The organism is Rhodococcus sp. 1163 (genome assembly GCF_002091985.1).
In the GTDB taxonomy this organism is placed as follows: Bacteria; Actinomycetota; Actinomycetes; order Mycobacteriales; family Mycobacteriaceae; genus Rhodococcoides.
Window position 1 is genome coordinate 365,164 of record NZ_MKKX01000033.1, and the last position, 18,076, is coordinate 383,239.

General features: G+C 62.1%; 16 protein-coding genes. 12 read left to right on the forward strand and 4 right to left on the reverse strand.

Annotation, left to right across the window (positions count from 1 at the left end; all coding sequences use genetic code 11):
- Positions 1-89 precede the first annotated feature (89 nt).
- The 6 genes from mdo to BJD99_RS15565 all read left to right on the forward strand — a co-directional run bounded on the left by mdo (position 90) and on the right by BJD99_RS15565 (position 7,381).
- Entirely contained in the window at positions 90-1,361 is a 1,272-nt protein-coding gene (gene mdo / locus BJD99_RS15540) for an NDMA-dependent methanol dehydrogenase (RefSeq protein WP_084348011.1), read from the forward strand.
- Positions 1,362-1,467: 106 nt separating this feature from the next.
- Positions 1,468-2,511, forward strand: a complete 1,044-nt coding sequence (locus tag BJD99_RS15545; protein ID WP_084348012.1) for a MoxR family ATPase — start codon at positions 1,468-1,470, stop codon at positions 2,509-2,511.
- The gene (locus BJD99_RS15550) at positions 2,508-4,025 is read left to right on the forward strand and encodes a VWA domain-containing protein (RefSeq protein ID WP_084348013.1); all 1,518 of its coding nucleotides are present in this window, start codon (positions 2,508-2,510) and stop codon (positions 4,023-4,025) included. The genes BJD99_RS15545 and BJD99_RS15550 overlap by 4 nt, the downstream gene beginning before the upstream one ends.
- 148 nt (positions 4,026-4,173) lie before the next feature.
- Positions 4,174-5,391 (forward strand): iron-containing alcohol dehydrogenase, encoded by a 1,218-nt coding sequence (locus BJD99_RS15555; RefSeq protein WP_084348014.1) that lies wholly within the window; start codon positions 4,174-4,176, stop codon positions 5,389-5,391.
- Positions 5,388-6,734, forward strand: coding sequence for a histidine kinase (locus BJD99_RS15560; RefSeq protein WP_084348015.1), 1,347 nt, complete (start codon positions 5,388-5,390; stop codon positions 6,732-6,734). The genes BJD99_RS15555 and BJD99_RS15560 overlap by 4 nt, the downstream gene beginning before the upstream one ends.
- On the forward strand, positions 6,731-7,381 hold the full coding sequence (locus BJD99_RS15565; protein WP_084348016.1) for a response regulator transcription factor: 651 nt from the start codon (positions 6,731-6,733) through the stop codon (positions 7,379-7,381). The genes BJD99_RS15560 and BJD99_RS15565 overlap by 4 nt, the downstream gene beginning before the upstream one ends.
- 22 nt (positions 7,382-7,403) lie before the next feature.
- Here the strand turns inward: BJD99_RS15565 and mftM are convergent, their stop codons facing one another.
- Positions 7,404-8,240, reverse strand: coding sequence for a mycofactocin oligosaccharide methyltransferase MftM (gene mftM, locus BJD99_RS15570; protein WP_084348017.1), 837 nt, complete (start codon positions 8,238-8,240; stop codon positions 7,404-7,406).
- Positions 8,237-8,875 (reverse strand): mycofactocin system transcriptional regulator, encoded by a 639-nt coding sequence (gene mftR, locus BJD99_RS15575; protein ID WP_084348018.1) that lies wholly within the window; start codon positions 8,873-8,875, stop codon positions 8,237-8,239. Before mftR ends, mftM begins: the two co-directional genes overlap by 4 nt.
- Before the next feature lie 111 nt (positions 8,876-8,986).
- Between mftR and mftA the strand changes: the two genes are divergently transcribed.
- From mftA to BJD99_RS15605, 6 genes are all read left to right on the forward strand, one after another.
- Positions 8,987-9,100 (forward strand): mycofactocin precursor MftA, encoded by a 114-nt coding sequence (gene mftA / locus BJD99_RS15580; protein ID WP_084348019.1) that lies wholly within the window; start codon positions 8,987-8,989, stop codon positions 9,098-9,100.
- 1 nt (position 9,101) lies between these two features.
- Positions 9,102-9,404, forward strand: a complete 303-nt coding sequence (mftB, locus tag BJD99_RS15585) for a mycofactocin biosynthesis chaperone MftB (protein ID WP_084348020.1) — start codon at positions 9,102-9,104, stop codon at positions 9,402-9,404.
- Between the two features lie 87 nt (positions 9,405-9,491).
- The gene (gene mftC / locus BJD99_RS15590) at positions 9,492-10,742 is read left to right on the forward strand and encodes a mycofactocin radical SAM maturase (RefSeq protein WP_084348021.1); all 1,251 of its coding nucleotides are present in this window, start codon (positions 9,492-9,494) and stop codon (positions 10,740-10,742) included.
- A 12-nt stretch (positions 10,743-10,754) separates the two neighbouring features.
- On the forward strand, positions 10,755-11,933 hold the full coding sequence (gene mftD, locus BJD99_RS15595; protein ID WP_084348022.1) for a pre-mycofactocin synthase MftD: 1,179 nt from the start codon (positions 10,755-10,757) through the stop codon (positions 11,931-11,933).
- 4 nt (positions 11,934-11,937) lie between these two features.
- On the forward strand, positions 11,938-13,800 hold the full coding sequence (locus tag BJD99_RS15600; protein ID WP_084348106.1) for a mycofactocin system FadH/OYE family oxidoreductase 1: 1,863 nt from the start codon (positions 11,938-11,940) through the stop codon (positions 13,798-13,800).
- Positions 13,797-15,746 carry a mycofactocin system FadH/OYE family oxidoreductase 2 gene (locus tag BJD99_RS15605; protein WP_084348023.1) on the forward strand — a complete coding sequence of 650 codons (1,950 nt, stop codon included), beginning with the start codon at positions 13,797-13,799 and terminating at the stop codon, positions 15,744-15,746. Before BJD99_RS15600 ends, BJD99_RS15605 begins: the two co-directional genes overlap by 4 nt.
- Positions 15,747-15,781: 35 nt before the next feature.
- Here BJD99_RS15605 and BJD99_RS15610 read toward each other — a convergent pair whose 3' ends face one another.
- Both BJD99_RS15610 and BJD99_RS15615 read right to left on the reverse strand, forming a co-directional pair.
- Positions 15,782-16,531: an IclR family transcriptional regulator gene (locus BJD99_RS15610; RefSeq protein WP_084348024.1), complete on the reverse strand. Its 750-nt coding sequence runs from the start codon at positions 16,529-16,531 to the stop codon at positions 15,782-15,784.
- Positions 16,531-18,036: an APC family permease gene (locus BJD99_RS15615; protein ID WP_084348107.1), complete on the reverse strand. Its 1,506-nt coding sequence runs from the start codon at positions 18,034-18,036 to the stop codon at positions 16,531-16,533. The genes BJD99_RS15610 and BJD99_RS15615 overlap by 1 nt, the downstream gene beginning before the upstream one ends.
- Positions 18,037-18,076: the final 40 nt, after the last annotated feature.

An 18,076-nucleotide genomic window follows, 5' to 3' on the forward strand; every position in this document is an offset into this window, starting at 1 on the left:
AGAGTGCCTCCGAGCGGACAGAGTTGTCATCAGTGAGACGCCGATCACAGTCGGTGTCCACGCAATCCATACACACCGAGGAGATACCGATGGCAATCGAGCTCAACCAGATCTGGGAGTTTCCGATCAAGGAATTCCACCCACTGCCCCGCGCCAAGCTGGGAGTCGGTGCCCACGACATGCTCGGTGTCGAGGCCAAGGAACTCGGATTCAAGCGCGCATTGCTCGTCACCACCGGACTTCGCGGATCCGGAATCATCGAGGAACTGATCGGCAAGATCGAGTACCAGGGCGTCGAGGTTGTTCTCTACGACAAGATCGAGAGTAACCCCAAGGACTACAACGTCATGGACGGTGCCGCTCTCTACCAGAAGGAAAAATGCGACAGCGTCATCTCAGTAGGTGGCGGCTCCAGCCACGACGCGGCCAAGGGCATCCGCGTCGTCGTCGCTCATGACGGCCGAAACATCAACGAATTCGAGGGATTCTCCAAGTCCACAAATAAGCAGAATCCGCCGCATATCGCCGTATCCACCACGGCCGGAACCGGTTCGGAGACTTCCTGGGCCTACGTGATCACCGATACCTCCAACATGGACAAGCCGCACAAGTGGCTTGCCTTCGACGAGGCGTCGACTCCGACTTTGGCACTCGATGATCCGCTCCTGTACTACACCTGCCCGCAACAGTGGACGGCATTCTGCGGATTCGACGTCCTCGCCCACGGAGCCGAGCCGTACGTGTCGCGTCTGGACTTCGCGCCCTCGCTGGGTAATGCCATTTACTCGATCGGCTTGGTGTCCAAGCATCTTCGCGAGGCTGTGTACGACCCGGGCAACCTGAAGGCTCGCGAGGGCATGATGAACGCCCAGTACATTGCGACTCAGGCGTTCAACTCTGGCGGCCTCGGCGTCATCCACTCCATCTCGCATGCCATCAGCGCCTTCTACGACAGCGCACATGGACTGAACAACGCCATCGCCCTGCCGCGGGTGTGGGAGTACAACCTGCCCTCTCGCTACAAGCGCTACGCCGAAATTGCCGTAGCCATGGGCGTCGACACCAAGAACATGACCACGGTTCAGGCCGCCGATGCCGCTGTCGAGGCCGCGATTCGACTCGCCAAGGATGTCGGTATCCCCGACAACTTCGGCTCCATCAGATCGGCAACCTACGGCAAGAACCGGATGAACACCGGCAAATACGCAGGCAAGGGCGACGTGATCAAGGGCGACGAGAAGTCGGTACTCAAGATCTCCGAGCACGTCCAGGACGATTGGTGCACACCGGGCAATCCGCGGGAAGTGACCGTCGAGTCCATGCTCCCGGTGATCTCACACGCCATCAACGAGTCCTACTAGTCGGCAGTCACCAACGTGCTGTCGGCGTGGTCGGGTGCACCCACGCGCACCCGACCATGCCGACAGGAACACGGTCGCTCGGGCCACATCTACGAGAAGGACACCAATGACAAGGTTGTCGACAGTGCATAACGACGACGACGAGGGGACCGTCCGATTCGTCGACGCGACGGATCTACAACGAGCGTTGGGCGAGCAGAACTACATCGCCGATGACGATCTCGCCACCGTAGTTCATCTGGCGACTGTCTTGGATCGTCCATTGCTGCTGGAAGGCCCAGCGGGCGTGGGAAAGACGGAATTGGCGAAGTCGCTCGCGGCGGCCAGCGGCCGCAAGCTCGTACGGCTTCAATGCTACGAGGGCCTCGATGACAACCGAGCCCTGTACGAATGGGATTATGCCAAGCAACTCTTGCACGTGCAGATGCTGCGGGAGCATATCGGCGCGCTGACCGAACACATCACCGACATCGATGAAGCATCGAAGTTGCTGGCGGCCAAAGACTTCGGTCTGTATTCCGAGGCGTTCCTCGCGGTTCGGCCGTTGCTCGAATCCGTGCTGTCCGAGGAACCGGTGGTACTCCTGGTCGACGAGGTCGACCGCACCGAGGAATCCATGGAAGCGTTGCTGCTCGAAGTTCTGGCCGAAAAACAGGTCACCATTCCCGAAGTGGGCACATTCATCGCCCGCAGTGACCCGTGGGTCATATTGACCTCCAACGATACTCGCGAACTATCCTCTGCACTCAAGCGCCGCTGCTTGCACTTTCATCTCGACTACCCGACGCCGCAGCGAGAACGGGAGATCGTCACGGCCCGTGCTCCCGAAGTGCCGGTGAAGGTTGCCGCCGACGTCGTGGCCTTGGCCGCCGAGCTGCGCGAACTCCCGTTGCGGAAGAGCCCCTCCATCTCGGAGGTCATCGACGCCTCTCGGATAGCAGCGGTTCTCGGTCATACCGAAGAAACCAAGAAGTACCTGCTCGCCGCTCTCGTCAAATATTCCTCCGATATGAAACTGGCGCTCGCAGGGGCTGTGCCGGACAAGCTCACGGCTGCCGAGAGCTCACTCGGAGCACCGATGAATACCACCGCCTCCGCTTTCCGTGGCCATGGTGGCCGCGAAAAGGGCGGCATCGGGATACGAAAATGACTGATGCACCGACGTTTTCACCGTCGATCGTGTTGGATGTGCTGTCGGCGGTGTTCGGACGTACGTTGCGAGTCCACGGTGTCGCCTCCTCTCCGGCCGAAGTGATCGAAGTTCGACGCGTTCTCGGTCTGATCGGAGCCCGCGACCTTACGGTTCTACGTGCGGCTCTTCGGGCTACGTGTGCAAAGTATGCGCACGAGCAGGATGGTTTCGATCGGGCGTTCGATTCGCTGTTCCTCGTTGCCCTTCAGTCCGCGACGGAGTCCGCCCGGCAAGCGTTGGGTGCGCAGGTGGCCGGCGGCTTGCCCAGTGATCTCGACGTCGGCGCGGATCAGGAAGCGGCGAAGTACGCGGAGTACAACGAACGGGCAGTGGAAATCGGTGACCTCCTCGACGCCCCGGAAGCCGACAAGGGCTTCAACCCGCACAAGGACGACGACGACATCAGCCTGTCCTCCGAGGATCACGACCTTTCGGTCGACACCGACGGTGACATGGGCAGAAGAGGAGTGACGTACACCGTCGATCTCGAGCGCTCTGGATCGACTGCCGCGGGGGAGTTGGCGTCGAGTACGAGCGGTGCCGTGGCAGGGACGCTCAGTTGGGACGATCCGGCGAGCATTCTGGCGTGGTTCGACGCCTACGACCCGCGCAGCGTGTACGGCGACGGTACCGATTCGGGCCCGTTGTCGGCGGCTCAACTCGACCGAATCACCGACGCTGTCGAAGCATTCGTAGCTGCGCTCGCCGAGCTGACCGGGACCCTCTCCACACCGGACCCGTTGGACGTCGCTGATCGTGCCACCGAGCGTCACGCCGAGATCGATCGGGCAAGCCACGAGGTGTTGCGCCGGATGCGAGGCAAGCCACGTCCGAGGCCGCGGGAACACTCGCGTGGGCCCCTCGACATGCGTCGGACGGTTCGAGCGAGTCTGGGGACCGATGGCATTCCGTTTCACTTGGTGACCAGAACGCCGGTGGCGGACAAGGTCCGGCTGTTGGTTCTGGCAGATGTGTCGCTATCTGTCCGGCCGATCACGGCCTTTACGCTGCGGCTCGCGCAAGCCATGCACAGGAGGGCCCATCGGTGCACAGTGATGGGTTTCGTCGACTCGCCGGTAGATGTGACCACCACACTTCTCGGTAGCACCGGCGACGGTGCATTGGCAGCAGTGTTGGCCGACGAGCGTCTCGATCTCGAGGCGAGCAGCGATTACGGTAAGACGTTTGCAAATCTGCTCGACGAGTACGGCGATGTTCTGAACAAGCGCACCGCTGTCATCATCGTCGGAGACGGCCGGTGCAACGGTCGACCACCGGGGATCGACCAACTCGAGAAGATCCGTTCGAAGGTGCACCGGTTGGCGTGGATCACTCCGGAGTCACGACGCTACTGGGACCAAGCGTCCTGCTCGATGGGAGAGTACGAGCGGATTTGCGATCACGTGGTCGTCGCCCGTGACGGTCAGCAGCTGACTGCTCAGGCTGCAGAGTTGGGACATGCGCTCTCCTGACCGGTGAAAGCCCGTGACCTACCCGATCGGGCAGGTCACGACCCCTCCTCGCGCCCGTGGGGATGATGCTCTCCGACTCGTATGGTTGTAACGTGCATCACATACGATCCGAACACGGCTACGACAGGCATTGCAGAGGCGAGAACCGATGATCGAAGTGGCAGCGACAGGCCAGGCGCTGCACGATCTGCATTCACATCGCAGTGCGGTGGAAACACCGAGAGTCCTCAAGTTTCATGCCCCCGAGATCGTGTTCGGTCAGGGTTCATTGGGTGAAGTTGCACATTCGGCACTCCGCTTGGGCGCAAGGCGGCCGATGGTGGTCACCGACGCCGGGCTCATCGAGACAGGCTGGGTTGCCCAGCTGATCCAATCACTCGAAGACCAGGGCCTCGAACCGACTACCTGGAGCGCTCTGACGCCGAATCCCAAGGACGTCGAGATCGAAGCAGGACACGCCTCGTATCAGGAGTCCGAATGTGACGTCCTGGTGGCCATCGGGGGTGGTTCGGTCATGGATGCGGCCAAAGGAATCGCAGTTCTCGCAGGTAACGGTGGATCGATACTCGATTACGAAGGAGTGGATCGAGCTACCCGCCCGATCCCGCCGCTCGTGATGGTCCCCACGACGTCGGGTACCGGGGCCGACGTCTCGCAGTTCTGCATCGTCACCGATACTGCACGGTCGAGAAAGATCACCATCCTCGGCCGCGGGTTGGTTCCGGACATCACCGTCATCGATCCTCGTCTGTTGACCACGATGCCCGAATGGCTCAACGCAGCAACAGGTTTGGATGCGTTGACGCACGGCATCGAGGCTTTCGTCTCGCTCGGTCACAATCAACTCACCGATCATCACGCGCTGCGGGCGGTCACCATGGTCACCTCGCATCTCGCTCGTACGATGGACGTTCCGTCGGACATCGTTGCCCGGACGTCGATGGCACAGGCGAGTCTCGAAGCGGGACTGGCGTTCACCAATGCCATTCTCGGCGCGACACATGCGATGAGTCATCAAGTCGGTGGGCTACTGGACCTCCCGCACGGGGTCATCAATGGAGTCCTTCTCCCGCACGTCATCAGGTTCAACGCCGAGGCGGATCCGCTTCCATATGTGGCGATCGCAACAAGCCTCGGACTCGAAGAGGCACGCGGTCCTGCGGAAGAGGCCGCCTTGGCGGTCGCAGCGCGAGTGGAGCGATTGGCGCGGCAAGTCGGGGTTCCCAAAGGCCTCGGCGACATCGGGGTGAGCGAGCACGATATCGACGTGCTCGCAACCAACGCCCTACGCGATGCATGTATGTCGACCAACCCGCGCCCGGCCACCCACCATGAGATGGCTGAACTGTTCAGGGCAGCGCTGTGACGGCCTCGCAGCCCGATCTCTCGCTACTGACAGGCCTGAGGTCAGGCAAGAACACGTTCTACCCGCAGTATCGCGGTGCGGCAGAGCGACTGGAGCGGGTGGTCCACGCCTTGGAACTGATCTCGCGCGCGCTCGTGCGCACCGTCGACGGCCCGGAAACTCTCATCTGCGCCGTCGCCGAGGCAGCCAGGGCGCATCTGAGCGCGCAATGGGTTGTCTTCGCACTCGCCGACGGAGCATTGGGCGACGCCGGCCCGCGGCGACTCGTTCTCGGCCCTGACGCCACCCCATTTCTCGTCGACAACGTAGAAGGCCCACCGCTGCCCGAGGACGTCGTCGAGTGCCTGGAGTCGATCAGGCTCGCGACGATCGGCGACGGGCGCGACCCCGTCATCGCGGCCCATCACGCATTCGTTCCCATCGCGCTCGACGGTGGCGTCGTCGGCGCTTTTGCGGCATGGACACCCGACCACCGTGTACTCGACGCGACCGACTCGGCCGTTTTGAGCATTCTGGCGAGTCAAACTGCTGTTGCACTGCAGAACTCGGCGCTCTACCAGAGCCGAAGAGTCCTCCTCGAGCGCGCCGAGAGCGCCTACGCCGAGGCGCACCGGACAGCAGCCGATCTCGCGATCCGCAACGCTGAACTCGAAGCGACGCAACGCCAACTGGGCGCAGCTCATCGCCATCAGGTTCTCGACGACGAGCGTCATCGTATCGCCCGAGAACTACATGACAGTGTGACGCAGGCGGTGCTGTCGGCCGGTATGCAAATCGAATTGTGCCGCAACGATATTCCAGCCGACGAGCGTAGAGAGCGACTCGACCTGGCGAAGGAGTTGACCCGACGGGCCGTCGAACAACTGCGTTCGGCGATCTATGCGCTCAACCACGCGCAGGACGCCGACCGCACCTCGCTGCCGGAGATGCTCGAACAACTCTCGATCGTGCGCATGCCGGACGAATTGCGGGTGTCGTTGCGGATAGAAGGTACCCCCATCGAACTCAGTAGCGAGTGCGAGCACGGACTGCTGCGCATCGCGGGAGAGGCGTTGTTCAACACAGCCGTCCACGCTGGTGCGACGCGGGCGACGCTGCGTTTGGCCTACCGTGAAGATAACGTGCAACTGTCCGTCGCAGATGACGGCCACGGCGATCCCGCGCACCTCCGTCTGATGCTTCGGATGGCGGAGAACAACGACGTCGACGGCAGACACCGAGGCCTGGCAAACATGGCCGCGCGGGCGCGTGAGCACGGTGGCGCACTCGAAATCCGTAGGGCCCGAATCGGCGGTGTGCGCGTATCTGCGCGGATCCCGTACGAGAGAGTGAGCAACCCGTGACCGTCCATACCGACGTCGTTCGTATCGTGCTGGTCGACGATCACGCCATTCTGCGCGACGGCCTCAGGTCCGTGTTGGAACGCGAACCGGATCTGACCATCGTCGGAGAAGCGTCGTCGAGGGGTGAAGGTCTGGCGGTGGTGGATCGGGTCGAACCGGACATCGTGCTGATGGACCTGAAATTGTCGGCGAGTTCGGACTACGAGGGCCTTGCGCTGTGTGCGCAACTGTCGGGCGCGCACCCCGGCATCGGTCTCCTGGTGTTGACCACATTTCTCGACGACCGACTGGTCGTGGAGGCAGTGCACGCGGGCGCGCGTGGATATGTTGTCAAAGACGTCGACACCACCGAGCTAGTTCGTGCCATCCGCGCGGTGTCACGAGGTGAGAGTGCGTTCGATTCCCGGAGTGCGTCTGCAGTTGTTCGATCTCTCAACGGGCAAGGCTCGAGCGTCGAGAGACTGACCGATCGTGAACTGGAGGTGCTGCGTCTACTTGCAACTGGACTGTCCAACAACAGTATCGGCACAAAGCTGTTCATCTCGGCGACAACGGTCAAATTTCACGTCAGCAACCTGATGCGCAAACTCGGTGTCAGCCGTCGCGCCGAGGCGGTCTATGCCGCGAGCAAGCAAGGGCTGATCTGAGGTTTCGGTGCGGTGCTTCGGCTCATACCGGAAGCAAAACGGATGCTTTGTTCAGAACCAGCCACCCGCCGTGGAATTCGGCAACTTCGAAGTCGGTATGGGTAGATCGTCCCAGTTCGATCAAGGCTGCCTCATCGAAGGTGCGTACGTGGCCATGGCAGGCGGTGGCCTCGTCTTCGAAAGGTACCGCGATGACCACCTTGGTCCGTGCGATGCGTAAGGCCTCGTCGATGATTCGCGCACCGGCGTCTGCGTCCACGTGCTCGAGGAGGTGCAAGGCCGTCACCGTGTCGACGCTGTTGTCCGCGAGCGGAACATCGGCAGCGTCACAGGTCAGCGTCTCGATGGTGACGCCAAGGTGGGGCGCGACGGTATCGAGTAGCCGCATGGTGCCGGCCGACAGATCGGTGGCGGTCACGGCATGTCCGCTCAATGCAAGGCGGAGTGGAAAGAATCCGAAACACGAACCCAGATCCAGAACCGAACCGATCACCAAGGATTCTGCGCGCTCGTGAATGGACGCGAAATCGGCAGCTCCCGATAGCAATTCGTCGAGCGAGTTTCGGTAATACGTGGCCCATGCTTGCACCGGATCGGCGATTGTCGATCGAACGAGGCCGACCATCACCAGTTCGAACTCCCGCTGAGACAGGTCGGCTTCGACTGCGTGTGCGGTGATCTCCCGGACGAGTCTTTCGCCGATATGCTTCGAGCTCAGTCCGTGGCGCACATCCACCGCGTCGCCGTGGCGCGTCACGCCTATGTGGCCGGGGGCTGCCTGCGGGGTGAACGAGACTGTCGTATTTTCATGTGTCCACGAACCTGGAACGCTGGGCGCGAGGGCGTCTAGTTCGGTCATGTCGATTCTTTCGCGTAAGTACTCGAAGCCGTCGGAGTGCTGGGAATGCCGGAATACAGCGTTCTGGTGCCGTCGGACAGAAGCTCGGCGAGGTCGAGTGTTTCATCGGTGAGCCACTGCTCGTATGCAGACATTGCCACACCGAGAACCAGCCAGCCAACCGTTCGGGGAAAGTGATCGCTCGGGTTCGAATCCGTTCGCGCCGCCACGTATTCGGTGATGACGCCCCGCCAGCCCTCGTACATGAGCATCGAGTAACCCTGGAGCGCAGGATTTCGCAGAATCAACTCCATGCGTTGGCGATGGACCGCGCGTTCGTCCTCTGGGAAAGTGTTGAAATGCAGAAGCGCCGAGCGAATCCCGTCGGCCAGCAAGATGTCATGGGGAAGTGCCGCAAGAAGGCTGCGAAGTGCACCGAGTTGTTCGTCGAAGTCTCCCCACGGAACGGCGTTCTTGGATGGGAAATATCGAAAGAACGTGCGACGCGCGATGCCGGCGGCTTCGGCGATCTCGTCCACGCTGGTCTCGTCGAATCCGTTCCGAGCGAAGAGCTCGATGCCGAGATCGCTGATCTCACCCCTCGTTGTGGATGGGCGTCGACCTACCCGGCTGGACAGTTTCGTACGGCTTTCCACTTTTTCTCTCCGATTGGTGTCATTCTGCACTCGATGCCATTATTGTAGTGAACCAAGTCACGTCCAGTACCGGATGTGGCGGATCCACATATTTTCACCTGGAGGTAAGCGATGTCCCAGAATTCGAAGACCGACGTTGTCAACGCTGCAGTGATCGAGACCGACCTCGTCGAAGAATCCCTCGTCGAAGAGGTTTCCATCGACGGTATGTGCGGCGTCTACTGACATGTCCGCACCCGTGAAGTCGTCCCAGGAAGCTGCATTGGACCTGGATGCTCGATGGGCTCTTCACCCGCAGGTGGCGCTGCGTCCCGAGTCGTTCGGGGCGCTGCTCTACCACTTCGGGACACGAAAACTCTCGTTTCTCAAGAACCGGACGATCGTGACGATCATCGAATCGTTACCCGATCATTCTGACCTGCGGTCCGCGATCACGGCTGCAGGAATCGCAGAGTCGGCGGTGCCCCAGTACACGCGCGCCCTCGCGACACTGGTCGGTTCGCACATGATCGTCCGCATCGACGCCTGATTCACCACAGCTCACCAGAGAACTCGAGCACCACGGAAGCAGCCCCTTCCATCGTCTCGCCACACCCATACCGAAGAGGACAACCCGATGACCTCCATGCTTGAAAGGCCTGCGCCGCCCCCTGCGGTCGGCAAACTGGTCGATCAGTTCGAACTCGGACTCGACGCACCCATCTGTCTGACGTGGGAACTGACCTACGCCTGCAACCTGTCTTGCGTTCACTGCCTGTCCTCATCGGGCCGGCGTGACCCCAACGAGCTCTCGACCGAGCAGTGCAAGTCGATCATCGACGAGTTGCAGAAGATGCAGGTCTTCTACGTCAATATCGGTGGCGGTGAGCCGACGGTTCGAAGCGATTTCTGGGAACTCGTGGACTACGCGACGGCCCATCAGGTCGGCGTGAAGTTCTCCACCAACGGCGTCAAGATCGACAAGAAGGTCGCTGCCCGCCTGGCCGCATCCGACTACGTCGATGTGCAGATTTCCATCGACGGCGCTACTGCAGAGGTCAACGATGCAGTGCGCGGACCCGGATCCTTCGACATGGCGATCCGCGCCCTCGAGAACCTGCAGGAGGCGGGGTTCAAGGACGCGAAGATCTCTGTAGTCGTCACCCGCCACAACGTGTCACAGCTCGATACTTTCAAGGCGCTGGCGGACAAATACGGTGCGACACTGAGGATCACGCGCCTACGCCCGTCGGGTCGTGGCGCCGATGTGTGGGACGATTTGCATCCCACGGCCGGCCAACAGCGAGAGTTGTACGACTGGCTGGTCGCGAACGGCGAGGGCGTCTTGACCGGAGACTCGTTCTTTCACCTCTCTGCCTTCGGAGACGCGCTACCAGGCTTGAACCTGTGCGGCGCTGGGCGAGTGGTGTGCTTGATCGATCCGATCGGCGACGTCTATGCCTGCCCGTTCGCTATCCACGAGAACTTCCTCGCCGGAAACATCGTCCGCGATGCGCGTCCCGCGACAGCGACATCTGCGGCTGTGGGCGGCTTCCAAACCGTCTGGCAGACGTCCGAATTGTTCCAGGAGTTGCGGTCCCCGCAGACCTCCGGCGCGTGTACCAAGTGCGCACATTTCGATTCGTGCCGCGGTGGCTGCATGGCAGCAAAGTTCTTCACCGGCCTCCCCATGGACGGCCCTGACCCCGAATGCGTAATCGGCAACGGAGAGATGGCGTTGGCGGCGGCGGGAGAAATCCCCAAGTCCAGCGTCGACCACTCCCGTACCGGGCAGCGTAAAACACCGAGAGCGTCGGTTCCGCTCACATTGATGATGCGGCCACCGGCCAAGATCTGCGACGAGAATCCTCTCGCAGGAATGGAATAGGAACATATAGCTATGGCCAAGAGTGCGTGGTTCGAGACCGTTGCCGAGGCGCAACGGCGTGCCAAGAAACGACTTCCGAAATCCGTGTACGCCGCACTGGTGGCGGGCTCGGAGCGGGGCATCACCGTCGACGACAATACGGCGGCATTCGGTGAGCTCGGCTTCGCGCCGCATGTTGCGGGGTTGTCGGACAAACGGGATCTGTCGACAACAGTCATGGGACAACCACTCTCGTTTCCGGTCATGATCTCGCCGACGGGTGTGCAGGCCGTGCACCCGGAAGGCGAGGTCGCTGTGGCCCGTGCCGCGGCCGCTCGCGGAATCCCGGTCGGGTTGTCCTCCTTTGCGAGCAAATCCATCGAAGAGGTCGCGGCCGTGAACCCGCAGACGTTCTTCCAGATGTATTGGGTCGGCTCGCGCGAGGTTCTGCTTCAGCGCATGGAGCGGGCACGTGCGGCCGGCGCGGTCGGATTGATCATGACGCTGGACTGGTCGTTCTCCAACGGACGCGACTGGGGCAGCCCGTCGATCCCGGAAAAGATGGACCTCAAGGCGATGTGGCAGTTCGCCCCCGAAGGCATCACGCGTCCGAAATGGTTGTGGGAGTACGCGAAAACCGGAAAAATTCCCGATCTGTCGACGCCCAACCTGACTCCACCCGGGGGTACTGCGCCGACATTCTTCGGTGCATACGGCGAGTGGATGGGTACCCCGTTGCCGACCTGGGAGGACGTTGCCTGGCTGCGTGAGCAGTGGGGCGGGCCGTTCATGCTCAAGGGAGTCATGCGTGTCGATGACGCCAAGAAGGCAGTCGACGCCGGAGTCACCGCCATCTCGGTGTCCAACCACGGTGGCAACAACCTCGACGGCACTCCAGCTCCGATCCGCGCGCTGCCGGCGATCGCCGAGGCAGTGGGCGACCAGATCGAGATCACCCTCGACGGCGGCATCCGTCGAGGAAGCGACGTCGTCAAAGCACTCGCACTCGGTGCTCGTGCTGTCATGATCGGCCGGGCGTACCTGTGGGGTCTTTCAGCGAACGGTCAGGCCGGTGTGGAGAACGTTCTCGATATTTTGCGGGGCGGCGTCGACTCCGCTGTTCTCGGACTCGGACACTCCTCTGTCCACGACCTGACTGCGTCGGACGTCGTCATGCCGTTGGGATTCGACCGGAAGCTTGGTGCAGAGTAGCGAGGTGACTCTGCTGACGGAGCCGATCGTCCTCGGTGGACGGTCGGCTGCCAGTCGCGTGATGTTCGGCCCGCACGAAACCAATCTTGCTGATGGCCGGGCTTTCTCGCCGGCACTGGTGGAGTACTACCGCCGTCGGGCGGGCGTCGGGATCATCGTCACCGAGAATGCGTCGGTGCATCGGTCGGACTGGCCGTACGAGCGTGCGCCTCTGGCATCGGAGTGCGGGCCCGGTTGGCAGGCTGTGGTCGACGCGTGCAGGCCGAACGGAACGCTCGTTCTGGCAGGCCTGACTCACACCGGATCCCAAGGTTCGCCTGCGTACTCGCGGGAGGCACTGTGGGGGCCGTCGCACGTCGCAGACGTGGCTTCGCGTGAACTGCCGATGGCGATGGAACCGGAACACATCCGTGCCGCGGTGGACGGGTTCGCTGCCGCTGCTCGCGTTGCTGCCGCTGCCGACGTCGACGGCGTCGAACTCGATGCAGGCTCATCGAGCCTGATACGGCAGTTCCTCTCCGGCCTGACCAATCTGCGAGAAGACGAATATGGCACCGACCGAATGCTGTTCGTACGGAACGTGGTTACCGCGGTGCGGGCCGAGCTCGGCCCGGATCGAATCCTTGCGCTGCGGCTGAGCTGTGACGAGGGAGCGCCGTGGGCGGGGATCACTCCCGCAATCGGTGCCGACATCGCCCGCGAGATGGCGCCGGAACTCGATCTGCTTACCGTCGTTCGAGGTGGGGCGATGGCCATGTCCACCTATCGCCCGGACTTCCACACCGAGCCTGGGTTCAACCTCGACCTGTGTCGATCGGTATCGGGCTCTGTCGACGGCATGGTTCCTGTTGTGCTGCAGGGCAGCATCGTCGACACAGCGATGGCCGAAGCCGCACTCTCCGAGGGTGTTGCGGACATCATCGAGATGACACGAGCGTTGATCGCCGATCCCGATCTGGTATCGAAGTCGCGAGCCGGTGCGAGCCCGCGGCCGTGCATTCTGTGCAATCAGACCTGTCTGGTTCGGGATCCGCGTAATCCGACCGTGGCGTGCATCGGACGAGCAGGCGATGACCCGGAGCCGGACGGTGCAGGCACTGTGCTGGTGGTGGGTGGTGGCCCCGCTGGTCTCGAGGCAGCGCGGGTGTTGGCCTTGCGGGGTCGGACGGTCACCTTGTACGAGCGTAAGCCCGTGCTAGGGGGCTTGTTTTCGCTCACGAGCACTGGAGAGGCGTTGACCGCATGGCTCGCCGCCGAGTGCGTCCATCTCGGGGTCGATATTGCGACCGGGGTCGAGATCGGACCCAGCGATCTCGAGGCGGGAAAGGACGTCGTCCTCGCGACCGGCAGTGTGCCGAGCCCGCGATCGTTCGAGGTGGCTACAGGCGTGCACTACCTCGATTCCGGAGCCGTTCTGGACGGTGCCGTGCTCGGCGAGGGGCCCGTTGTCGTATGGGATCCGGTCGGTGGTCCCGTGGCTGTCGCGCTTGCTGAGCGCTTTGCAAAGGCAGGTAGGGACGTTTCTGTGGTGACTGTCGATCAGACCATCGGTCGACACCTTTCCTTGTCCGGTGACCTGGCTCCGGCCAACGTTCGGTTGCAGCGCGCAGGCATCCAGCGTCATCTACTGTCAAAAATTCTGCGGGTCGGCGACGGCGGCGCCGAGCTCGAGGACGTACACACCGGGCAACGCCGCATGATCGAATGCGCAGTGGTAGTGGACTGCTCGCATCGCTCTGCTGACGATTCCTTGCACGGTCCGAGGCGGATGACGATTGGGGACTGCTTCGCGCCTCGTTCTGCCGCCGAGGCCATTCGAGACGGGTACGACGCCGGAGTGTACAAAGCCACAGGGTCTGTCCGATGAAGTATCCGCGGCTGTTCGCCCCTCTCGACATCGGTCGGTCGACGGTGCGGAACCGAGTTGTCTTCTCTGCGCATCTGACCAACTTCGCCGAGAACGGCCTCCCGACGGATCGCCACGCCGCCTATTACGCAGCTCGCGCCGCAGGCGGGGCCGGCTTGATCATCGTCGAGGAGCAGTCCACCCACCCGTCGGATCAACCGTACGAGAAGATGATTCAAGGGTATCGCCCAGCGGTGATACCTCGATATCGAGCGATCACCGACGCCGTACACGCACACGGAGCGCTCGTTCTGGCACAGGTCAACCACAATGGTGGACAGTCGTCAGGAATGTATTCGGGGCGTTCGGTCCTCGCACCCAGCGCCGTCCCCGATCCGCTCTTTCGAGAGGTACCTCGTTGCCTCGACCGGGTCGAGATCGGCGAGTTGGTGGACGGATATGTGCGCGTCGCCGAGCATTGCAGGGACGGCGGATTCGACGGCGTGGAGCTACAGTGTTCACAGTCCTCGTTGATCCGAATGTTCCTGGCGCGCACTACGAACCATCGCACCGACGAATACGGGGGTGACCTCGCCGGGCGAGCTCGATTCTTGGTGGAGGTTCTCTCGGCAGTCCGCACCGCTCTGGGGTCCGAAATGATCGTTGGAGTGAGGCTGAGCGGGCAGGAAAACATCGAGGGGGGTATCCGTCTGGACGAAGCCGTGGACACCGCTGTCCTCGTCGAACGAACCGGTTCGGTCGATTACATCAATACCGCAATCGGCGTGGCGACCTCGACGCTCCACCTGATCGAGGCATCGATGGCAACGCCCCATGGTTACGCGAACTTCGTTCCCAGTGCTATCCGAGAGCGGGTGTCGTTGCCGGTGATCGGGGTCGGACGCTTCACCACACCGGAGATGGCCGAGCAGGCTCTCGCCGACGGGGTGTGCGATCTGGTCGGCGTCGTTCGAGGCCAGATTGCAGACCCGGAGTTCGCGAACAAGGCCCGTGAAGGCCGTGCGCGAGAAGTCCACACCTGCCTGTCCTGCAATCAGGACTGCATCGGACGCGTCGGGATGAACGCCGCACTGGGATGTGTCGTAAACCCCAGCGCCGGAAAAGAATTCGTCGCCCTGCCGCAGTTGCCCGCTTCAAGACTGCGAGTCCTGATCGTTGGAGGCGGACCGGCAGGACTGCAAGCTGCATCGACTGCTGCACACGCAGGGCACGACGTCACGTTGTACGAACGCGAGCCACAGACCGGGGGACAGGTCCGGACCGCTGGACGGGCACCGCATCGCGCCGAATTCGCTGGAATCGTCGATGTTCTCGAAGCGGAATGCCGCGCACGCGGTGTAAAAATCCGCACAGGCGTCGAGGTCGACAGAATGCTCGTCCTGACGCAAAAGCCCAACGTGGTGGTGATCGCGACCGGGGCAAACCCGGTGCGTCCGGAGTGGGCAAGTTCCCACGATCACGTCGTCGACGTCCGTGAGGTCCTCGACGGCACGGCGTCACTGTCAGGTCGCGTCCTGATCGTCGACGAACTGAGTTTCCACCACGCGACGTCGACGGCAGAGTTTCTGGCCGAACGCGGCTGTCAGGTGACGGTATGCACGCCGGGGATGGTCGTCGGGCAGGATCTCGGGCTCACCCTGGACATGGAAGGGTGGCGGCGGCGAGCGCACGGACAGTCGATCACCTGCCTGACCGATGTCGTCCCGGTCCAGCTACGCGACGGCCTCGATATTTCGCTGCTCCATCACCCCACAGGCGTGACGGCGAACCATCGGTTCGATTGGATCGTCTGCTCGCTCCACCAGAAGCCGGATGACGCATTGTGGAACGAGTTGAAGGACGAAGGGTTTTCGGTCGTACGTATCGGCGACGCCGTCACACCTCGCCGACTGGATTCGGCAATACGCGAGGGGGAGCAGGCGGCGAGGAGCATTGCAGGGACGTGACTGTAGAGCCCAGACGGTTTTGCAGAGGAGCAGGGTCATCGGGCAGTACCAATTTCACGAGCCGAGACCGTGAGCAGTTCGATCAATCCCGCATCGTCTGTATGCAGCCGTCCCGTCCTCCCGATAACAGCCAGAGCGCCGCGGACTCCATCGGCGTCGTCTCGGATGGGGACGGCGATAGCCGATCTGCCTACCTTGATCTCGTCGACCTCAATGGCGATGCCGCAAATTCGGATTCGGCTCAACTCGACAGCAAGATCAGCAAGATCGGTGATGGTGCGACTGGTGAACTTGCGCAGGTCCTTCAAGCTGACCCCGTCAGGCCTGTTGGCCAACAGCAGTTTCCCTATGGCCGATGCGTGTGGGTGCGTCGCAAGAGCGGATTCGCCGGGCAGTTCGTGGTCGGGGTCGCGATCGATAAGAGCGATCCGGTCGTGCTGATACGAAACGAGATAGACCCCGAATCTAGTGTGACTGCGGATTTCGTCGACGATTTGCCGATGGTCTACGACAGCAGTCTGCGGGGCAGCACCTGCCAGTTCCCGCGTTCGACGGCCGAGCGCGAAGCCGGACAGATCCTCGATCCGAACCAGATATCCGTCGGCGACCAGAAGGTTCAGCAGACGGTATGCGGTTGCCGGTGCAATGCCAGTGAAGTTGGCGACGTCCTTGGCGCGTGCTCCAGAGCCGATTTGCGCTACGGCTTCCAGTAGGGCAAGTGCCTTTTGGACCGCTCGTGGTTCGTGACCTCCAGTTTCTGGCACTCTCGTCGTCCGCGTCACCATCAGCGGGCGTCGTGTCGGGACAGTTTGACGAGTGCTACTGCGCCGCGGGAGTTCTTGCCGTAGGACGCGGCACCGGGGAGTACGTCGTTGGACTCGGCGCTGTCGAAAACTCCGATCGAATCGAGAACCTTCGGAGTGCGATGGCGTAGGTATCTGTGCCAAGCGAGCCCAGACCCCGCGAAAATTGTGAATACGGTCAGAGAGGTGAGGTTTTGTTCCCGGCAGACTGAGACCACCAGGCTGGTCAGAGTCGCGCAGCCCACTGCGCAACCGAGCACACCGGACACGATCACTGCTGGGGTGAGTTCACCGATCCGCTGGAGGAATCGAACAGCAGCGACTGCCACCACCGTATAGCCGAGGACGATGGAGGCTCGGGCGAGCAACTTGACGTCCTCGAACACCACTGAGCCGTCGATGAAAGCGAATATAGAACTGGCGGTGGCCAATCCGGCGATCACGACGGTCAGCGCGACGTGGGGTGTACGGAACGAACGATGGACTTGGCTGAAAACGCGGGGAAGTACCCTCTCGATCCCCATTGTGTAGACAAGACGAGAAGCCGCATTGGACGAAGCCATGGACGATGCGAGCCACGAACAACTCAACCCTACGTTCAGTGCAACGACGAGCCACGCGTCGATGCCGGTGGAGGTGCCATGAAGGTACGCGTTGATCAATACCCCGCCGCGACCGGACCACACCGCCCACGCCGCGAACGTAAAGAGGGCTCCGCAGATGACAGGCGTCAAGAGAACGGTTCGAGTGATCGCCAGCAACGGACGCTTGGCCTCGGGTGCGAAAAACGTTGCGCTTTCGAATCCGGCGAGTGCGAACATCGCACCGAGCGCGACCAGGAGCAGTCCGTTCGATGCGCCGGATGGCTCGATTTGCACCACCTGGGGGGCCGGAAACATCATCAAACTCACGATGAACAGCAGCGAGCACAGTTCGACGACGAGAATGGCAGTGGCGGCGAATCGAACACCACGCAGCAGGCACGCGAGCATCAGTAGGCCGATAGTTGCGTAGATCAGCAGGGTCCACAGGACACCAGCAGCATTCAGGCCGGTCTCCCGCAGGACAGTACGCACGGCATGGCCACCGAAATACATCGTCATGGCTCCGCTCGCGCAGTACTTGCACAGCATCGCCGCACCGACTGTCAATGCGCCGCGGCTACCGACACCTTGAAACGCGAAGGTGTACAGACCACCCGATGCTGCGAAGCGGCGAGTGAACTGAGATCCGCAGAACGCGATCATCGACACGATGACAGTCGCGGCGACGACAGTGAGCAGCCCGCTGAGCATCGTCTCGTTGGTGAGCATCGTGATTGGAAGGATGACCATCGACGCTGCGGGTGCCGTCGTTGCAATTGCCTGCGCGAGAACCTCGATGCCGGACATCTGGCGACGGCCGAGCGCGCGGAGCGGCGAGAGCGCTGGCCGATCGGGTTCGCGCGCAGCGAAGGACGCAGTGATTGCGTGTTCGAGTGCAGACATGATTTCCGAAAATAGTTGCGACATGTTGCCCGCGGATTGC

Bases quoted from the DNA above. Each gene is read 5' to 3' on its own strand.
- BJD99_RS15610 (WP_084348024.1), bottom strand. From the start codon at position 16,531: ATGGTGACGCGGACGACGAGAGTGCCAGAAACTGGAGGTCACGAACCA.
- mftA (WP_084348019.1), top strand. From the start codon at position 8,987: ATGTCCCAGAATTCGAAGACCGACGTTGTCAACGCTGCAGTGATCGAG.
- mftB (WP_084348020.1), top strand. From the start codon at position 9,102: ATGTCCGCACCCGTGAAGTCGTCCCAGGAAGCTGCATTGGACCTGGAT.
- mftD (WP_084348022.1), top strand. From the start codon at position 10,755: ATGGCCAAGAGTGCGTGGTTCGAGACCGTTGCCGAGGCGCAACGGCGT.
- BJD99_RS15555 (WP_084348014.1), top strand. From the start codon at position 4,174: ATGATCGAAGTGGCAGCGACAGGCCAGGCGCTGCACGATCTGCATTCA.
- BJD99_RS15550 (WP_084348013.1), top strand. From the start codon at position 2,508: ATGACTGATGCACCGACGTTTTCACCGTCGATCGTGTTGGATGTGCTG.
- mftC (WP_084348021.1), top strand. From the start codon at position 9,492: ATGACCTCCATGCTTGAAAGGCCTGCGCCGCCCCCTGCGGTCGGCAAA.
- mftM (WP_084348017.1), bottom strand. From the start codon at position 8,240: ATGACCGAACTAGACGCCCTCGCGCCCAGCGTTCCAGGTTCGTGGACA.
- BJD99_RS15605 (WP_084348023.1), top strand. From the start codon at position 13,797: ATGAAGTATCCGCGGCTGTTCGCCCCTCTCGACATCGGTCGGTCGACG.
- BJD99_RS15615 (WP_084348107.1), bottom strand. From the start codon at position 18,036: ATGTCTGCACTCGAACACGCAATCACTGCGTCCTTCGCTGCGCGCGAA.
- mdo (WP_084348011.1), top strand. From the start codon at position 90: ATGGCAATCGAGCTCAACCAGATCTGGGAGTTTCCGATCAAGGAATTC.
- BJD99_RS15545 (WP_084348012.1), top strand. From the start codon at position 1,468: ATGACAAGGTTGTCGACAGTGCATAACGACGACGACGAGGGGACCGTC.